This window comes from Rhodopseudomonas parapalustris (assembly GCF_053772255.1).
Genome location: NZ_JAMKBZ010000002.1, coordinates 130,760 through 145,502, shown reverse-complemented (window position 1 = coordinate 145,502; position 14,743 = coordinate 130,760). Strand labels below are relative to the sequence as shown.

Sequence of the window (14,743 nt, the reverse complement as noted above, 5' to 3'; positions counted from 1 at the left end):
TGAATGGCGCGCCCGAAAGGATTCGAACCTCTGACCCCCAGATTCGTAGTCTGGTGCTCTATCCAGCTGAGCTACGGGCGCGTCTGCCGCGGGCTCGCTGGGCGTGGTGCCTGGAGCCGCTGGCGTTCCGCAGCGGCGAAGCGCTGCGAAGGCCGCCATAGCTAGCGGCTCCGATCCGGATTGGCAAGCGCCGCGGATGCTCTTTTCTGACGGATCGACGACGACGCCCGCCGCGTAGCGATTCCGGCCGGGAAAACCCGCCGGCATCGGCGCCGGGCGAGCTCCGCAAGGTGCGCAGTGACGTCGGCAAAGGCGGCGCCGGATCGCGGCGGCGCCGGTTGTGGGCGCCAACAGGGACGATTGCGCGCGGAACGGCGGCCGGGTTCGAAGAGGCCGCGCCTTGGGTCAGGCGCGGGCGCGTTCGTTGCGCAGGCTGTGCAGATCGACCGGGCGATCGGGAATCGAGATCCGGAAGGTGGCGCCGATCGTGCCCTCGACCAGATTGATCTCGCCGCCATGAGCGCGCACCAGCTCGGCGGCGATCGCGAGGCCGAGCCCCGAGCCACCGGCCCGTACCGAGCCGTGGAACGCCTCGAACAGGTGGTCGCGCGCCTTCTGCGGCACGCCGGGGCCGGTGTCGGACACCTCCAGCACCGTGACCGAACCTTCGCGGCGGCCGGTGATGCGGATCTGCAGCGGATTGGCGTCGCCGCGCGGCAGGCTTTCCAGCGCCTGCGCGGCGTTGCGCACCAGATTGAGCAGCACCCGGAACAGTTGGTCGGGGTCGGCATCGATGGTCAGGCCACGCTCGATTGCGCTGACCCAGGTGATCGCGGCCTCGTCGGCGAGCCCGGCTGTTTCGCGGACGTCGTTGACCAACGGCTCGATCAGGATCGAACGGCGGTCCGGCGCCGCCTCCTGGGCCCGGCCGTAGGACAGAGTCGACTGGCAGAACGCGATCGCCCGCTCCAGCGAGCGCACCAGCTTGGGCGCGAACCGCTGCACCCGCGGGTCCGGGACGCTGGAGAGCTGGTCGGACAGAAGCTGCGACGACGCCAGCAGGTTGCGCAGATCGTGGTTGATCTTGGACACCGCGAGGCCAAGCGCGGCGAGCCGGCTCTTCTGATGCAGCATCGACACCAGATCGCGCTGCATGTCGGAGAGTTCGCGCTCGGCCAGCCCGATCTCGTCGCCGCGCGGCCCCGGCACCACGATCGAGGCCGGGCTTTCCGGATCGCGGCGGAAATTCACCATATTGGCAGTCAGCCGCCGCATCGGCCGCACGAACAGGAAGTGCAGCGCCAGATAGATCAGCGCCGTGGTCAGACTGGTGATGGTCAGCGACACCAGCAGCAGATTGGACGAGAACCGGTACATCGCGTTGCGCAGCGGCGCGGCGTCGATCACCACCTCGATGAATTCGGCATTGCCCTCGGCCGGACCGATCACGCGGATCGCCGGGTTACCGCTCTCCAGCATCACCACGAAGGAATCCAGGATCGCGCCCCACGGCGTGACGTGGCGCATGTCGACGACGTGATCGACCTTGGTCGGCAGATCGGAACTGGCGAGCAGCCGGCGCTGCTGCCCCATCTTGATCGCCACCGCGCGCGCTTCGATCGAATCGAGAATCTGCTTGGCGAGCGAATCCGGCACCCGCCCCGAGGGCGACGCGTCCAGCACCAGCGCCGCCGTATTGGCGGCCGCCAGGCGGTCGTTCAGCCGGTTCAGCCGGTAATTGGCGATCGACGGCACGTAGATCAGGATTTCGGCGATCAGAATCAGCGGAATCGTCAGCAGCAATAGCTTGCCGGACAGCCCGATCTTGGGCTCCAGGCCGCGCCGCCAAACATGCGTCTCCGGCTGTCTGTCCGTGGTCTGCACCGAACCTCGCTCTCGGCCCCGCTCCTCGCAGCCCGCATCGGGCCGGATTCGCGACATCGTCTAAAGTCAAGATGCTCCTTCGCCGGATAGAGGTCAAATTACCGTTTTCTCATGCGTGATCGCGGCCCCAGCGGGGGTAACCAGCGCGGCTTCGACACCGTCGATGCGGTGACGGGTGCAATTGACGAAAACAGGACGCTCCCGTATAAGCCGCGCCAACTGTCCGCGATGACCCGGCTCTGCCCGGGGCGGTTCATTTTTGGGCTGCATCCGGCTCATCTGTGGGCCGGCATCACCGGGCTTACCCACCACTGATGACTAACTGACCCGGTGAATAACTGACCCGGCAACGGAGAACGACCCGTGAAGCGGACTTATCAACCCAGCAAATTGGTGCGCAAGCGCCGTCACGGCTTTCGTGCCCGTCTCGCCACCACCGGTGGCCGCAAGGTGCTGGCGGCGCGCCGCGCCCGCGGACGCAAGCGTCTGAGCGCCTGAGCGGGCTTGCCCGGGACCTGTTGATGGAGCGGTTACGGCAGCGGGCGGATTTCATCGCCGTTGCCGGCGGGCTGCGGATCAATGGGCCTGCCTTCGTGCTGCAGAGCCTGCGCCGCGAAGATCAGGGCCCGATCCGGGTCGGCTTTACCGTAACCAAGAAAATCGGCACCGCGACCGAACGCAATCGAATTCGACGCAGACTGCGCGAATTGGTGAAGCGGACGGATCGCGGTTTTCTGCTGCCGCACAGCGACTATGTGCTGGTCGGACGCCGCGCGGCATTGAGCCGCGACTTTGCCGTCATGCTCGGCGATCTGCGCTCCGCGCTCGAGCGACTGTCGCGGCGATCACCCAAACCTGCGTGAGTGACGAGACCCGACGATGTCCGACAATCGCAACACCATTCTCGCCGTCGTTCTGTCGGGCCTCGTGCTGCTCGGCTGGCAATACTTCTTCAACATCCCGCAGATGGAGAAGCAGCGCGCCGCTCAGCAGGCTCAGCAGCAGCAATTGCAGCAGCAGGCCGCGAAGCCCCAGGACGGCACCGCGCCGGCCGCCACGACGCCGGCAGCCCCAGGCGCACCCAGCGCCGCTGCCCCGTCCAGCCCGCAGCCGGCCGCCGCCCCGACCGTGAGCCGCGAAGCCGCGCTCGCCGCCGCCCCGCGGGTCAAGATCGAGACCCCGCGGCTGGCCGGTTCGATCGCGCTAAAGGGCGCCCGGATCGACGATCTGGCGCTGACGCAGTATCGCGAAACGGTCGACCCGAAGTCGCCGCCGATCGAGCTGTTCTCGCCGTCGGGCAGCGAAAGGCCGTATTACGCCGAGTTCGGCTGGGTCGGCGCCGCGGGCGCCAGCGTCAAGCTGCCCGACCAGAACACGGTATGGACCCAGGAAGGCTCCGGCGCGCTGACCCCGGCCAGCCCCATCACCCTGAAATGGGATAATGGCGAGGGCCTGACCTTCCGCCGCCAGATCACCGTCGACGACCGTTATCTGTTCACCATCAAGGACGACGTCACTAACACCGGCGGCGCTCCGGTGACGCTGTATCCGTTCGCGCTGATCTCGCGCCACGGCACCCCGCACGTCGAAGGCTACTACATTCTGCACGAAGGTCTGATCGGCTATCTCGGCGAGCACGGCCTGCAGGAATACTCCTACAAGAAGATCGACGAAGCCAAATCGGTGAGCCTCAAGGCCACCAATGGCTGGCTCGGCATCACCGACAAGTACTGGGCCTCGGCGCTGCTGCCCGACACCAGCGCCCAGCTCCAGGCGCGGTTCTCGGCGAGCCAGACGGGCAAGGTCACCACCTACCAGACCGACTATCTGGAAGACGCCCGCACCATCCCGATCGGCGGCACCGCCACGGCCAACGCCCGGCTGTTCGCCGGTGCGAAGGAAGCCCGGGTGGTCGGCATCAACTTCCCGTTCGCCGGGCTCGGCGGTTACGATCGCCAGCTCGGGCTGAACCACTTCGACCTGCTGATCGACTGGGGCTGGTTCTACTTCATCACCAAGCCGATGTTCCTGGCGCTCGACTTCTTCTTCCACATGGTCGGGAATTTCGGCGTCGCGATTCTGCTGGTGACGGTGCTGGTCAAGCTCCTGTTCCTGCCGCTCGCCAACAAGTCCTACGCCTCGATGGCGAAGATGAAGGCGATCCAGCCGCAGCTCGCCGCATTGAAGGAGCGTCACCCCGACGACAAGGTGAAGCAGCAGCAGGAAATGATGGAGATCTACCGCAAGGAGAAGATCAATCCGGTCGCCGGATGTCTTCCGATCCTGCTGCAGATCCCGGTGTTCTTCTCGCTGTACAAGGTGCTGTTCGTCACCATCGAAATGCGGCACGCGCCGTTCTTCGGCTGGATTCACGATCTGTCGGCACCGGATCCGACCAACATCTTCAATCTGTTCGGCCTGATCCCCTACGATCCGACCGCGATCCCGGTGCTCGGCCACTATCTGGTGCTCGGCGCCTGGCCGCTGGTGATGGGCTTCACGATGTGGTTCCAGATGAAGCTGAACCCGCAGCCGCCGGATCCGACCCAGCAGATGATCTTCGCCTGGATGCCGGTGATCTTCACCTTCATGCTGGCGCACTTCCCGGCTGGTCTAGTGATCTACTGGGCCTGGAACAACACTCTGTCAGTAGCGCAGCAGGCCTTCATCATGCAGCGCAACGGCGTGAGGGTGGAGCTCTGGGACAATCTGAGAACCAGCTTCGCCAAGAAGAAAAAGCCGACCTGAGACGACCTCGTCATTCCGGGCTGCGTGCCGTGAGGCGCGCAGCTCTGGAATTTCGAGCTGCACGGCGATTCCGGTTTCGCTGGTTTCACGAGGGCGCGGGAACGACGCCAGCACCGGGCCCAGGCCCGCATCAGTTTCGGAGCCTCGCCGCATGACTGACGCCATCGAGCCCGACCTGATCGAACGCGGCCGCAAGATGTTCGCCGGCGACTGGCACTTCATCTGGGCCTCGCCCTCGATCGAAACACTGCCGCCGATGGGCAGCGTCGAAATCGCCTTCGCGGGCCGCTCCAACGTTGGCAAGTCCAGCCTGATCAATGCGCTCACCGGGCGCAACGCGCTGGCCCGCACCTCGCACACCCCGGGCCGCACCCAGGAGCTGATCTTCTTCGAAGGTCCGCCCAACGCCGGGCTGCGGCTGGTCGACATGCCCGGCTACGGCTACGCCGCCGCCTCAAAGGCCAAGGTCGCGTCGTGGACCTCGCTGATCCATCATTTCCTGCAGGGCCGCGCCACGCTGGCCCGGGTCTATGTGCTGATCGACGGCCGCCACGGCCTGAAGGACGTCGACCTCGACATCCTGAAGACGCTCGACAAGGCCGCTGTCAGCTACCAGATCGTCCTGACCAAGGCCGACCAGGTCAAAGCCGCCGAGCTCGCCGAGCGGGTGACCGCCACGGTCGCGGCGCTGGCGAGGCACCCGGCCGCGTTCCCCGAGGTGCTCACCACCTCGTCGCGCACCGGCGCCGGAATGCCGGAGCTGCGCGCCGCGATGATCCGCCTGCTCGACGAGCGCCGCTGATGACCGCCGCCCTGCGCCTGCTGATCGCGATCGCGGGCTTGTACGGCGCCGCCGGCGTGGCGCTCGCCGCCGCGGCCGCCCATGTGCCGGACGCCGGCCGGCTCGGCCCTGCCTCGTCGATGCTGCTGTTTCACGCCTGCGCGATGGCCGCCGCGGCGCTGCTGGTGGAGCGCGGCCTCGCCCATCGGATCCCCGGATTGGCCGCGAGCTTCGGCTTCGTGTTCGGCACGGCTCTGTTCGCCGGCGATCTGTCGCTGCGGCAGTTCGCCGGCCACAGCCTGTTCCCGATGGCGGCGCCGACCGGCGGCATGGTCCTGATCGGAAGCTGGCTGCTGCTTGCGATCGCCGCGCTGTGGCCGCGCCGCGGGGCCTGACCCGCACGCGCGGCCTCTAGGATCGGCCGTGCTGAAGTGCTAGCGATTTGTCCCGCCGCAACGGCTTCGAAATTGCTCGTTCAGATCGTCCCTTCAGTTCGAAAGACCGCTTCATGACCGACGTGCCCGTCATCAGCCCGCTCGATCAGGCTCGGATTCTGTCCGAGGCGCTGCCGCACATGCAGCGCTACGACGAGGAAACCATCGTCATCAAATACGGCGGCCACGCCATGGGCGCCGAGGACACCGCCAAGGCGTTCGCCCGCGACATCGTGCTGCTCGAGCAGACCGCGGTGAACCCGGTCGTGGTGCACGGCGGCGGACCGCAGATCGCGCAGATGCTCAAGCGCCTCGGCATCAAGTCGGAATTCGCCGCCGGCTTGCGCATCACCGATGCCGCCACCATCGAGATCGTCGAGATGGTGCTGGCCGGCTCGATCAACAAGCAGCTCGTCGGCTACATCAACGAGGCCGGCGGCAAGGCGGTCGGGCTGTGCGGCAAGGACGGCAACATGGTGTCCGCCACCAAGGCGACCCGCACCATGGTCGATCCGGATTCGCGGATCGAGGAGGTGATCGACCTCGGCTTCGTCGGCGAACCCGAAAAGGTCGATCTGACCTTGCTCAACCAGCTCATCGGCCACGAGCTGATTCCGGTGCTGGCGCCGCTGGCGACCTCCGCGTCGGGGCAGACCTTCAACGTCAATGCCGACACCTTCGCCGGCGCCGTCGCCGGCGCGCTGCGGGCCAAGCGCCTGTTGCTGCTGACCGACGTGCCGGGCGTGTTGGATCAGAACAAGAAGCTGATCCCCGAACTGTCGATCAAGGACGCCCGCAAGCTGATCGCCGACGGCACCATCTCGGGCGGCATGATCCCGAAGGTCGAGACCTGCATCTACGCACTCGAACAGGGCGTCGAAGGCGTCGTCATCCTCGACGGCAAGGTCCCGCACGCGGTGCTGCTCGAACTGTTCACCAACCAGGGCACCGGCACGCTGATCCACAAGTGATGCGAGGCGGCGGCGACAACATCGGTCATGGCCGGCCTCGTCCCGGCCATCCACGTCTTTCCGGCGGCTTTCTCCGCAAGACGTGGATGCCCAGCGTAAGGCCGGGCATGACGGGGTGGAGAGCGCGCGCCCTCGCCACCCTTGTCACAACCGTCACCCTCACCTCCGCCGCCCACGCCGACCTGAAGCTGTGCAACCGCATGAGCTACGTGGTCGAGGCGGCGATCGGGGTGGATTCGAGCGGCACCACGGCGACGCGCGGCTGGCTGCGGATCGATCCGGCGCAATGCCGGGTGGTGGTGCAGGGCGCGCTCAACGCCGACAAGATCATGCTGAACGCCCGCGTGCTGCCGCTGTACGGCGCTTCGCCGCTGCCGCAGAACGGCACCGACCGGCTGTGCGTCGCCGAGGACAATTTCGTCATCGCCGCCGCCCGGCAGTGCCGCGGCAACCAGACGCTGGCCGCCTTCACCGAGATCAGGCCGACCGACACCGAGGACGGCAACAAGATCGCGTATCTGGCCGAGGACTCCGGCTACGACGACGAGCAGGCCAAGCTCGCCGCGATCCAGCGCCTGCTGCTGATCGCCGGCTACGACGCCTCACCGATCGACGGCGTCGACGGCCCAAAGACGCAAGCCGCGCTGTCCGCGTTCCTCAAGAGCCGCGGCCTGAAGCCTGAGATCGTCGATGCGCCGGATTTCTTCGACGTGATGATCAAGGCGGTGCAGCAACCGTCCGGCAGCGGGCTGACCTGGTGCAACGACACCAAGTACAAGATCATGGCTGCGGTCGGCGAAGACGACGGCAAGACCATCACCAGCCGCGGCTGGTACGGCGTCGCGCCCGGCGAGTGCCTGCGCCCCGACCTCGGCACTCAGCCGAAGCGGGTGTTCAGCTTCGCCGAAGCAGTCGATGGCAGCGGCCGCCCGATCAGCATCAAGGGCCGCGCGTTGAACTGGGGCGGCGGCAACACGCTGTGCACCCGCGACAGCAAATTCGAGATCGGCGAACAGGGCGACTGCGCCGGGCGCGGCCTCGCCGCCACCGGCTTCGCACTGGTCGATCTTTCCGGCGGCAAGACCCTGAGGTTCTCGGCACCATGATGCAGCTCGGCAAACGCGGCTTCGACCAGGTCGAGACCTGGGTGTTCGACCTCGACAACACGCTCTACCCGCATCACCTCAATCTGTGGCAGCAGGTCGACGCGCGGATCCGCGACTTCGTCGCCGATTGGCTGAAAGTGTCGCCGGAGGAAGCGTTCCGGATCCAGAAGGACTACTACAAGCGCTACGGCACCACGATGCGCGGGATGATGACCGAGCACGGCGTCCACGCCGACGATTATCTCCGCTACGTCCACGCCATCGACCATTCGCCGCTGCTGCCGAACCCGGCGATGGGCGATGCGATCGAACGGCTGCCGGGGCGCAAGCTGATCCTTACCAACGGCTCGGTCGCCCACGCCGGCAAGGTGCTGGAGCGGCTCGGCATCGGCCATCACTTCGAGGCGGTGTTCGACATCATCGCCGCCGAGCTGGAGCCGAAGCCGGCGCCGCAGACCTACCGCCGCTTCCTCGACCGCCACGGCGTCGACCCGGCCCGCGCCGCGATGTTCGAAGACCTCGCCCGCAACCTCACCGTGCCGCACCAGCTCGGCATGACCACGGTCCTGGTGGTCCCCGACGGCAGCCAGGACGTGGTGCGCGAAGACTGGGAATTAGAAGGCCGCGACGCCGCCCATGTCGATCACGTCACGGATGATCTGACGGGGTTTTTGTCGTTAGTTACGGGCAATCGCACCTAACCGACTTCTCGACAATAAAGGACGTCCCCTGAGCGCCGGGACCTGCATTGCGTCTCAGATCGCAATGGACTGACCAAGACCGAACAGATGGAAGAACCAAGTCCCCACTGGAGACAGCGAGAGGAGGTGGCTCCCAACCCATTTCCAGAACACGATGCTCAATACGATGTTGCACGTTGCAACCAGCAAGACCATTAGGTCGGGTTTGCCTCGAAGCTGAGATGACTGAGCGTTTGGACGAAGAGAAGGCCATACGCTGATTACCAATGCGGCGACTGGCGCCAAAACGACCAGCGGGATCGCCGCCAATAACCAAAGAAAATAGTCTCGATCCCGCAATCGCTCTCCGAAGCCGATCGCTTGATGGCGCAGGAAAAGCCTAATTCTCGCCGAGGTTCGCTCGATCATGACGAGCCCTCCGCAAGAACTGCATTTCAGGGCGTTTGGATTCAGATCGGCTCCACAACCTGGACAGAAAACCAAACCGTCCTTCGAAGCCCTCCGCTGGTTCATAGCGCGCCGGCTTGCAGTCGCCTGAGAAACCGAAGGTTCATTTGTTTCGCGGTTTGATAAGCATCGATCATCGACCAGATCTGAATAATCCATCCGAGTAGAATGAACCAAAGCGCGATCGCTCCGAACAACATCAGAAAGCCTTTGCCGACTCGGCCGCAATACATCTGCCCTGCCCCGCAAAGGAGAAACGAGAGAAGTAGCGCAACACCGGCCGACTTGGGTCCAAAGTCGCCGTCCTCGGTCAGAAGCAGTGTTTGAGGAGCAATCTGGTTCGTCACCTGAACGACGGTTGCACCGGCGGCGGCGGATATCGGCGGCGGAGTAGTCTCGGCTGATTGGCTTCGCCCCTTGCTGAACAACGATGACAATCGTCGGTCCTCAGCAGCGTGCTGCCAATTCTCACTTCCGACGGCCAAAACCTGAGTTGCCCCATCGATTCGCCCTTCTTTGAGGAACTCAGACAGTCTATGGCCTGAGTACGGGCCGTAAGTTTCTCCACCAAGATGTATGAACCACTCGCTGTCCAATGGATGGGGCGGGGGACTGGCTGGAGGCGCCGTTTGAGTCGAAGGCGGCAATCGAGGCGCGCCTCGAGACGGGAGGCCGTCGGAAAAATCCGTCATCAATCAAATCCAAAATTGAAAATGAACCAAGATACTACAGCGTTCAGGAACGCACGCAATGCGTTTAGTGCAAATAATTACACTCGAAATTTTGCGGAATGCGAGCGCCCAGCCTCCCGAAGCGCTCGGGCGCCTTCCGTCCATAGCCCTGGGATACTGATCGCCCGGACAAGCCAGGCGACGACTTGGGAGAATGGAAGTTGGCGTCGCCACATCCCCAACCGTCATCGTCCGCGCAGGCGGGCGACCCAGTATTCCAGAGTACCGCTTAATCTAGGGCGGACCGGCGATCTCGGGGTACAGATCATTCCAATCCGGATTCTGCTGCTCGATCAGTCTGATCTTCCATTCGCGCGGCCATTTCTTCAGTCGCTTCTCGCGCCGGATCGCGTTCTCGATACTGTCGAAGACTTCGAAATACACCAGCCGATCGACGCCGTAGCGCAGCGTGAACCCCTCGACCTCTTTGGATTTGTGCTCGGCTATACGGCGGACGAGGTCATTGGTGACGCCGACGTAGATCGTCCCGCCGATCCGACTGGCCAGGATGTAGACGTAAAACTGACGCGACATCGGCGACCTCCCAGACGGTCCAATGCTTTGGGATACTAGATCGCCCGGACAAGCCGGGCGACGACGTTGGAGAATGGAAGTTGGCGCCTCCCCATCCACAACCGTCATCGCCCGCGCAGGCGGGCGACCCAGTATTCCAGAGCGCTCGCGATCTTCCATCCGCCGCCCCGGGATACTGGATCGCCAGGACGAGCCGGACGACGACGTGGGGGGACGCGGCGGCGCCTTGACTCCGCTGCGGCGAATCCGGACAACACTCCGCAAAACTCTCCCGAAATCCGCTTCCCAAGGACCTGTCGATGCCGCTCACCGCTCTTGAATCCGCCATCAATACCGCTTTTGACGCGCGGGACACGATCAGCGCCAAGACCGGGGGCGAGATTCGCCAGGCGGTGGAGGACGCGCTCGATCTGCTCGACGACGGCAAGGTGCGGGTGGCGCAGCGCGACGCCTCCGGCGCCTGGACGGTCAATCAGTGGCTGAAGAAGGCGGTGCTGCTGTCGTTCCGGCTCAACGACATGGGCGTGATCGAAGGCGGCCCCGGCGGCGCCAATTGGTGGGACAAGGTGCCGTCGAAGTTCGCGGGCTGGGGCGAGAACCGTTTTCGCGAGGCAGGCTTCCGCGCGGTGCCGGGCGCGATCGTGCGCCGCTCGGCCTTCATCGCCAAGAACGCAGTGCTGATGCCGTCGTTCGTCAATCTCGGCGCTTACGTCGATGAAGGCACCATGGTGGACACCTGGGCCACGGTCGGCTCCTGTGCCCAGATCGGCAAGCGCGTCCACATCTCCGGCGGCGCCGGCATCGGCGGCGTGCTCGAGCCGCTGCAGGCCGGCCCGGTGATCATCGAGGACGACTGCTTCATCGGCGCCCGCTCCGAAGTCGCCGAGGGCGTGATCGTGCGCAAGGGCGCGGTGCTGGCGATGGGCGTCTTCCTCGGCGCCTCGACCAAGATCGTCGACCGCGAAACCGGCGAGGTCTTCATCGGCGAAGTGCCGGAATACGCCGTGCTGGTGCCCGGCACCCTGCCAGGCAAGCCGATGAAGAACGGCGCGCCCGGCCCGGCCACCGCCTGCGCGGTGATCGTCAAGCGCGTCGACGAGCGCACCCGCTCCAAGACCTCGATCAACGAATTGCTGCGGGACTGAGCGAACCGTGACCGCGACCGCGCTCGACATCGCGCGTGACCTGCTGCGCTGCCCGTCGGTGACGCCGGCCGACGCCGGCGCGCTCGGCGTGCTGGAAGCGCTGCTGAAGGGCGCCGGCTTCGACGTGCATCGCGTCACCTTCTCAGAAGCCGGCACCGCCGACATCGACAATCTCTACGCCCGGATCGGCGATGCCGCGCCGCATCTCTGCTTCGCCGGCCATACCGACGTGGTGCCGCCGGGCGAAGCGAGCGCTTGGACGCACGGCGCGTTCTCCGGTGACGTGGCGGACGGTCTGCTGTACGGCCGCGGCGCGGTCGACATGAAAGGCGGCATCGCCTGCGCGGTCGCGGCGACGCTGGACTATCTGGCGTCGCACGGCGGCCGGCCGAACGGGTCGATCTCGTTCCTGATCACCGGCGACGAGGAAGACGTCGCCGTCAACGGCACCGTCAAGCTGCTGCAATGGGCCGCCGAGCGTGGCGAGCAATTCGATCACTGCATCGTCGGCGAGCCGAGCAACGTCGAGGCGATCGGCGACACCATCAAGATCGGCCGGCGCGGGTCGCAATCCGGCGTGCTGATCGTCGATGGCACACAGGGCCACGTCGCCTACCCGCACCGCGCCGCCAATCCGGTGCCGGATATCGCCAGGCTGATCACCGCGCTGAACGACGAGCCGCTCGACCATGGCTCGGCACAGTTTCAGCCGTCGAACCTGGAATTCACCTCGGTCGATGTCGGCAACGCCGCCACCAACGTGATCCCGGCGCAGGCACGCGCCAAGTTCAACATCCGCTTCAACGATCACCATACGCAGGACACGCTGAAGGCGCTGGTCGAACAGAGGCTCGCGGCAGCCTGCGGCAACCGCATCCGCGCCCGGATCGATTGGCTGCCGTCGAACGCCGACGTGTTCGTCACCAAGCCGGGCACCTTCACCGACCTTGTCTCTGCGTCGATCTCGGAAGTGACCGGACGGACGCCCGACCTCAACACCGGCGGCGGCACCTCCGACGCGCGCTTCATCGCCAAATATTGCCCGGTGGTCGAATTCGGCCTGGTCGGCCAAACCATGCACCAGATCGACGAACGCACGCCGGTCAGCGACCTCGACAAGCTGACCGCGATCTATCGCGGCGTGCTGGAGAGATATTTCAAGTAACAACTACACCGTCATTCCGGGGCGCGAGCGCAGCTCGCGAACCCGGAATCCCGAGATTCAGGGCACTGCTGCGTTCGCTACAACATCGGGATTCCGGGTTCGCGCTACGCGCGCCCCGGAATGACGAACGAGATGTTTGTGCCCCTTCGTACTCAGTAATCCACCTGCATCAGATACAGCCCCTCCGGCGGCGCGACCGGGCCGCAGGCGGAACGTTTGCGTGCGGCGAGTGCAGCGGCGAGATCGTCGGCGGTCCAGCGGCCTTCGCCGACCCACACCAGCGAACCGACCATCGAGCGGACCTGGCTGTGCAGATAGGAGCGGGCATTGGTAATGATATCGACCGCATCGCCGTTGCGGATGACATCGAGCACGTCGAGCGTCTTCTCCGGCGAGGCGGCCTGGCACTCGGTGTCGCGAAACGTCGTGAAATCGTGCTTACCGATCAACACCTGCGCGGCCCGGTGCATCGCGTCGGTGTCGAGCGGCTTCGGCACCCGCCACACCTTGCCGAGGTCGAGCGCCAGATTGGAGCGGCGGTTGGCGATGCGGTAGCGATAATGCCGCCTCACCGCCGAGAACCGCGCTTCGAACGTCTCGGGCACAATCTCGGCCGCCAGCACCGCGACCGGGTTGGGCCGCAGATGCGCGTTCAGCGCATCCCGCAGCTTGTCGGCGCGGAACGGTTTGGCGATCTCGACATGCGCGACCTGTCCCTGCGCGTGGACGCCGGCGTCGGTGCGGCCGGCGCCGTGCACCCGCACCGCCTCGCCGCAGGTCGCCAATGCCGCCGCCTCCAGCGCGCCCTGCACCGACGGAAGCTTCGGCTGCAACTGCCAGCCACAAAACGGCGCGCCGTCATATTCGATGGTGAGTTTGTAGCGGGGCATGCTTCTCTTGTTTCGGCGAACGCGCTTGTGGCCCTGAGCAGAGCGCAAGCCCCACGCCGCCACGTCATCGCCCGGCTCGACCGGGCGACCCAGTATTGCAGAGCGATGGTTATCAATCACGGGCGCTCTGGGATACTGGGCCACCCGCTTTCGCGGGTGGTGACGGCCGAGAATGGGGTGGCGCCCCTGCGACAACGCTGAGCGCAGGGTTCGTGCTTCAACCCACCCGCACGCCCTTCGCGATCGGCGTGCCGCGCAGGAAGTCCTCGGCGGTCATCGGCTGCTTGCCGGCGCGCTGCAATTGCACCACCCGGATCGCGCCGCCCTCGCAAGCGATGGTGAGATCATCGCCGATCAGTTCGCCCGGCGTCCCGCGCCCCTCGGCGAGCGCGCAGCGCAGCACCTTGATCCGCACCGGCGCGCCATCGATCGGCAGTTCGCACCAGGCCCCCGGAAACGGCGAGAGACCGTGAATGTGGCGTAGCACCGCCCGCGCCGGCTGGGCAAAATCGATCTTCGCCTCGGCCTTGTCGATCTTGGCCGCGTAGGTGACGCCGTCTTCGGGCTGCTTGGTGAGCTGCAGCTGGTCGCGCTCCAGCGCCGCCATCGCCCGCACCATCAGATCGGCGCCGAGCCGCGCCAGCGCATCGTGCAGCTCGGTGACGGTCATCGCGTCGGTGATGGCGATCCGCTCGGCCATCGCGACGTCACCGGTGTCGAGGCCGATATCCATCTTCATCACCATCACGCCGGACTCCGCGTCGCCCGCCATGATGGCGCGATTGAGCGGCGCGGCCCCTCGCCAGCGCGGCAGCAGCGAGCCGTGGAGATTGTAACAGCCGAGCGGCGGAGCATCGAGAATCGGCTGCGGCAGAATCATGCCGTAGGCCACCACGACGGCGGCGTCGGCCTCGTGGGCGCGAAACTCCGCCTGCGCATCCTCGGTCTTGAGCGTCTTCGGCGTCAGCACCGGGATGCCGAGCCGGTGCGCGGCCAGCGCCACCGGCGTCTCCTGCAGCTTCATGCCGCGGCCGGCCGGCTTCGGCTCGCGGGTGTAGACCGCGACGATGTCGTGGCCATAGGCCGACAGCGCCAGCAGGGTCGGCACCGCGAACTCGGGCGTGCCCATGAAAACCAAGCGAAGAGGCATGACGTGAGGGTCCCGTGCAGGTCTGGGCCGACGGTGGGCCGCGCGGCCGCAACGCG

At 65.8% G+C, this 14,743-nt stretch carries 16 protein-coding genes, 1 tRNA gene and 1 pseudogene; 10 read left to right on the top strand and 8 right to left on the bottom strand.

Annotated features, from left to right (window positions below; translation table 11 throughout):
- Positions 1-4 precede the first annotated feature (4 nt).
- Together M9H71_RS02710 and M9H71_RS02705 are read right to left on the bottom strand one after the other, a co-directional pair.
- A tRNA-Arg gene (locus tag M9H71_RS02710) sits at positions 5-81 on the bottom strand.
- A 324-nt stretch (positions 82-405) separates the two neighbouring features.
- Positions 406-1,884, bottom strand: a complete 1,479-nt coding sequence (locus tag M9H71_RS02705) for a sensor histidine kinase (RefSeq protein WP_455403565.1) — start codon at positions 1,882-1,884, stop codon at positions 406-408.
- A 363-nt stretch (positions 1,885-2,247) separates the two neighbouring features.
- On the opposite strand from M9H71_RS02705, the gene rpmH reads away from it, so the two are divergent.
- From rpmH to M9H71_RS02665, 8 genes are all read left to right on the top strand, one after another.
- Entirely contained in the window at positions 2,248-2,382 is a 135-nt protein-coding gene (rpmH, locus tag M9H71_RS02700) for a 50S ribosomal protein L34 (RefSeq protein WP_006609582.1), read from the top strand.
- A 23-nt stretch (positions 2,383-2,405) separates the two neighbouring features.
- A complete protein-coding gene (gene rnpA / locus M9H71_RS02695) occupies positions 2,406-2,747 on the top strand; it encodes a ribonuclease P protein component (RefSeq protein WP_164605142.1) in 342 nt (113 codons plus the stop codon).
- A gap of 16 nt (positions 2,748-2,763) precedes the next feature.
- A complete protein-coding gene (gene yidC / locus M9H71_RS02690) occupies positions 2,764-4,632 on the top strand; it encodes a membrane protein insertase YidC (RefSeq protein ID WP_455403564.1) in 1,869 nt (622 codons plus the stop codon).
- Positions 4,633-4,783: 151 nt separating this feature from the next.
- Positions 4,784-5,434, top strand: a complete 651-nt coding sequence (gene yihA, locus M9H71_RS02685; protein WP_455403563.1) for a ribosome biogenesis GTP-binding protein YihA/YsxC — start codon at positions 4,784-4,786, stop codon at positions 5,432-5,434.
- Positions 5,434-5,808: a DUF423 domain-containing protein gene (locus tag M9H71_RS02680; RefSeq protein WP_455403562.1), complete on the top strand. Its 375-nt coding sequence runs from the start codon at positions 5,434-5,436 to the stop codon at positions 5,806-5,808. Before yihA ends, M9H71_RS02680 begins: the two co-directional genes overlap by 1 nt.
- 113 nt (positions 5,809-5,921) lie before the next feature.
- On the top strand, positions 5,922-6,818 hold the full coding sequence (gene argB, locus M9H71_RS02675; RefSeq protein WP_107342826.1) for an acetylglutamate kinase: 897 nt from the start codon (positions 5,922-5,924) through the stop codon (positions 6,816-6,818).
- Between the two features lie 107 nt (positions 6,819-6,925).
- Positions 6,926-7,924 (top strand): DUF1036 domain-containing protein, encoded by a 999-nt coding sequence (locus M9H71_RS02670; RefSeq protein ID WP_455403561.1) that lies wholly within the window; start codon positions 6,926-6,928, stop codon positions 7,922-7,924.
- On the top strand, positions 7,921-8,625 hold the full coding sequence (locus M9H71_RS02665; RefSeq protein WP_455403560.1) for a pyrimidine 5'-nucleotidase: 705 nt from the start codon (positions 7,921-7,923) through the stop codon (positions 8,623-8,625). Before M9H71_RS02670 ends, M9H71_RS02665 begins: the two co-directional genes overlap by 4 nt.
- A gap of 54 nt (positions 8,626-8,679) precedes the next feature.
- Here the strand turns inward: M9H71_RS02665 and M9H71_RS02660 are convergent, their stop codons facing one another.
- From M9H71_RS02660 to M9H71_RS02645, 4 genes and pseudogenes are all read right to left on the bottom strand, one after another.
- The gene (locus tag M9H71_RS02660) at positions 8,680-9,033 is read right to left on the bottom strand and encodes a hypothetical protein (protein ID WP_455403559.1); all 354 of its coding nucleotides are present in this window, start codon (positions 9,031-9,033) and stop codon (positions 8,680-8,682) included.
- 101 nt (positions 9,034-9,134) lie between these two features.
- Positions 9,135-9,509: a hypothetical protein gene (locus tag M9H71_RS02655; protein WP_415217374.1), complete on the bottom strand. Its 375-nt coding sequence runs from the start codon at positions 9,507-9,509 to the stop codon at positions 9,135-9,137.
- Between the two features lie 21 nt (positions 9,510-9,530).
- Positions 9,531-9,764: pseudogene (locus tag M9H71_RS02650) on the bottom strand (DUF4339 domain-containing protein); the annotation flags it as partial.
- A gap of 273 nt (positions 9,765-10,037) precedes the next feature.
- Complete coding sequence (locus M9H71_RS02645) at positions 10,038-10,337, bottom strand: GIY-YIG nuclease family protein (protein WP_455403558.1); 300 nt, start codon at positions 10,335-10,337, stop codon at positions 10,038-10,040.
- A gap of 299 nt (positions 10,338-10,636) precedes the next feature.
- Between M9H71_RS02645 and dapD the strand changes: the two genes are divergently transcribed.
- Both dapD and dapE read left to right on the top strand, forming a co-directional pair.
- Entirely contained in the window at positions 10,637-11,482 is an 846-nt protein-coding gene (gene dapD, locus M9H71_RS02640; RefSeq protein WP_164606779.1) for a 2,3,4,5-tetrahydropyridine-2,6-dicarboxylate N-succinyltransferase, read from the top strand.
- 7 nt (positions 11,483-11,489) lie between these two features.
- Complete coding sequence (gene dapE, locus M9H71_RS02635; RefSeq protein WP_455403557.1) at positions 11,490-12,647, top strand: succinyl-diaminopimelate desuccinylase; 1,158 nt, start codon at positions 11,490-11,492, stop codon at positions 12,645-12,647.
- Between the two features lie 152 nt (positions 12,648-12,799).
- Here dapE and truA read toward each other — a convergent pair whose 3' ends face one another.
- The gene (truA, locus tag M9H71_RS02630) at positions 12,800-13,537 is read right to left on the bottom strand and encodes a tRNA pseudouridine(38-40) synthase TruA (protein WP_455403556.1); all 738 of its coding nucleotides are present in this window, start codon (positions 13,535-13,537) and stop codon (positions 12,800-12,802) included.
- A 217-nt stretch (positions 13,538-13,754) separates the two neighbouring features.
- A complete protein-coding gene (gene fmt / locus M9H71_RS02625; RefSeq protein WP_455403555.1) occupies positions 13,755-14,687 on the bottom strand; it encodes a methionyl-tRNA formyltransferase in 933 nt (310 codons plus the stop codon).
- Between the last annotated feature and the right edge of the window lie 56 nt (positions 14,688-14,743).

Excerpts from the sequence above, each read along its gene's own strand:
- rnpA (WP_164605142.1), top strand. The coding sequence starts at position 2,406 with ATGGAGCGGTTACGGCAGCGGGCGGATTTCATCGCCGTTGCCGGCGGG.
- yidC (WP_455403564.1), top strand. The coding sequence starts at position 2,764 with ATGTCCGACAATCGCAACACCATTCTCGCCGTCGTTCTGTCGGGCCTC.
- yihA (WP_455403563.1), top strand. The coding sequence starts at position 4,784 with ATGACTGACGCCATCGAGCCCGACCTGATCGAACGCGGCCGCAAGATG.
- M9H71_RS02680 (WP_455403562.1), top strand. The coding sequence starts at position 5,434 with ATGACCGCCGCCCTGCGCCTGCTGATCGCGATCGCGGGCTTGTACGGC.
- argB (WP_107342826.1), top strand. The coding sequence starts at position 5,922 with ATGACCGACGTGCCCGTCATCAGCCCGCTCGATCAGGCTCGGATTCTG.
- M9H71_RS02670 (WP_455403561.1), top strand. The coding sequence starts at position 6,926 with ATGACGGGGTGGAGAGCGCGCGCCCTCGCCACCCTTGTCACAACCGTC.
- M9H71_RS02665 (WP_455403560.1), top strand. The coding sequence starts at position 7,921 with ATGATGCAGCTCGGCAAACGCGGCTTCGACCAGGTCGAGACCTGGGTG.
- M9H71_RS02660 (WP_455403559.1), bottom strand. The coding sequence starts at position 9,033 with ATGATCGAGCGAACCTCGGCGAGAATTAGGCTTTTCCTGCGCCATCAA.
- M9H71_RS02645 (WP_455403558.1), bottom strand. The coding sequence starts at position 10,337 with ATGTCGCGTCAGTTTTACGTCTACATCCTGGCCAGTCGGATCGGCGGG.
- dapD (WP_164606779.1), top strand. The coding sequence starts at position 10,637 with ATGCCGCTCACCGCTCTTGAATCCGCCATCAATACCGCTTTTGACGCG.
- truA (WP_455403556.1), bottom strand. The coding sequence starts at position 13,537 with ATGCCCCGCTACAAACTCACCATCGAATATGACGGCGCGCCGTTTTGT.
- fmt (WP_455403555.1), bottom strand. The coding sequence starts at position 14,687 with ATGCCTCTTCGCTTGGTTTTCATGGGCACGCCCGAGTTCGCGGTGCCG.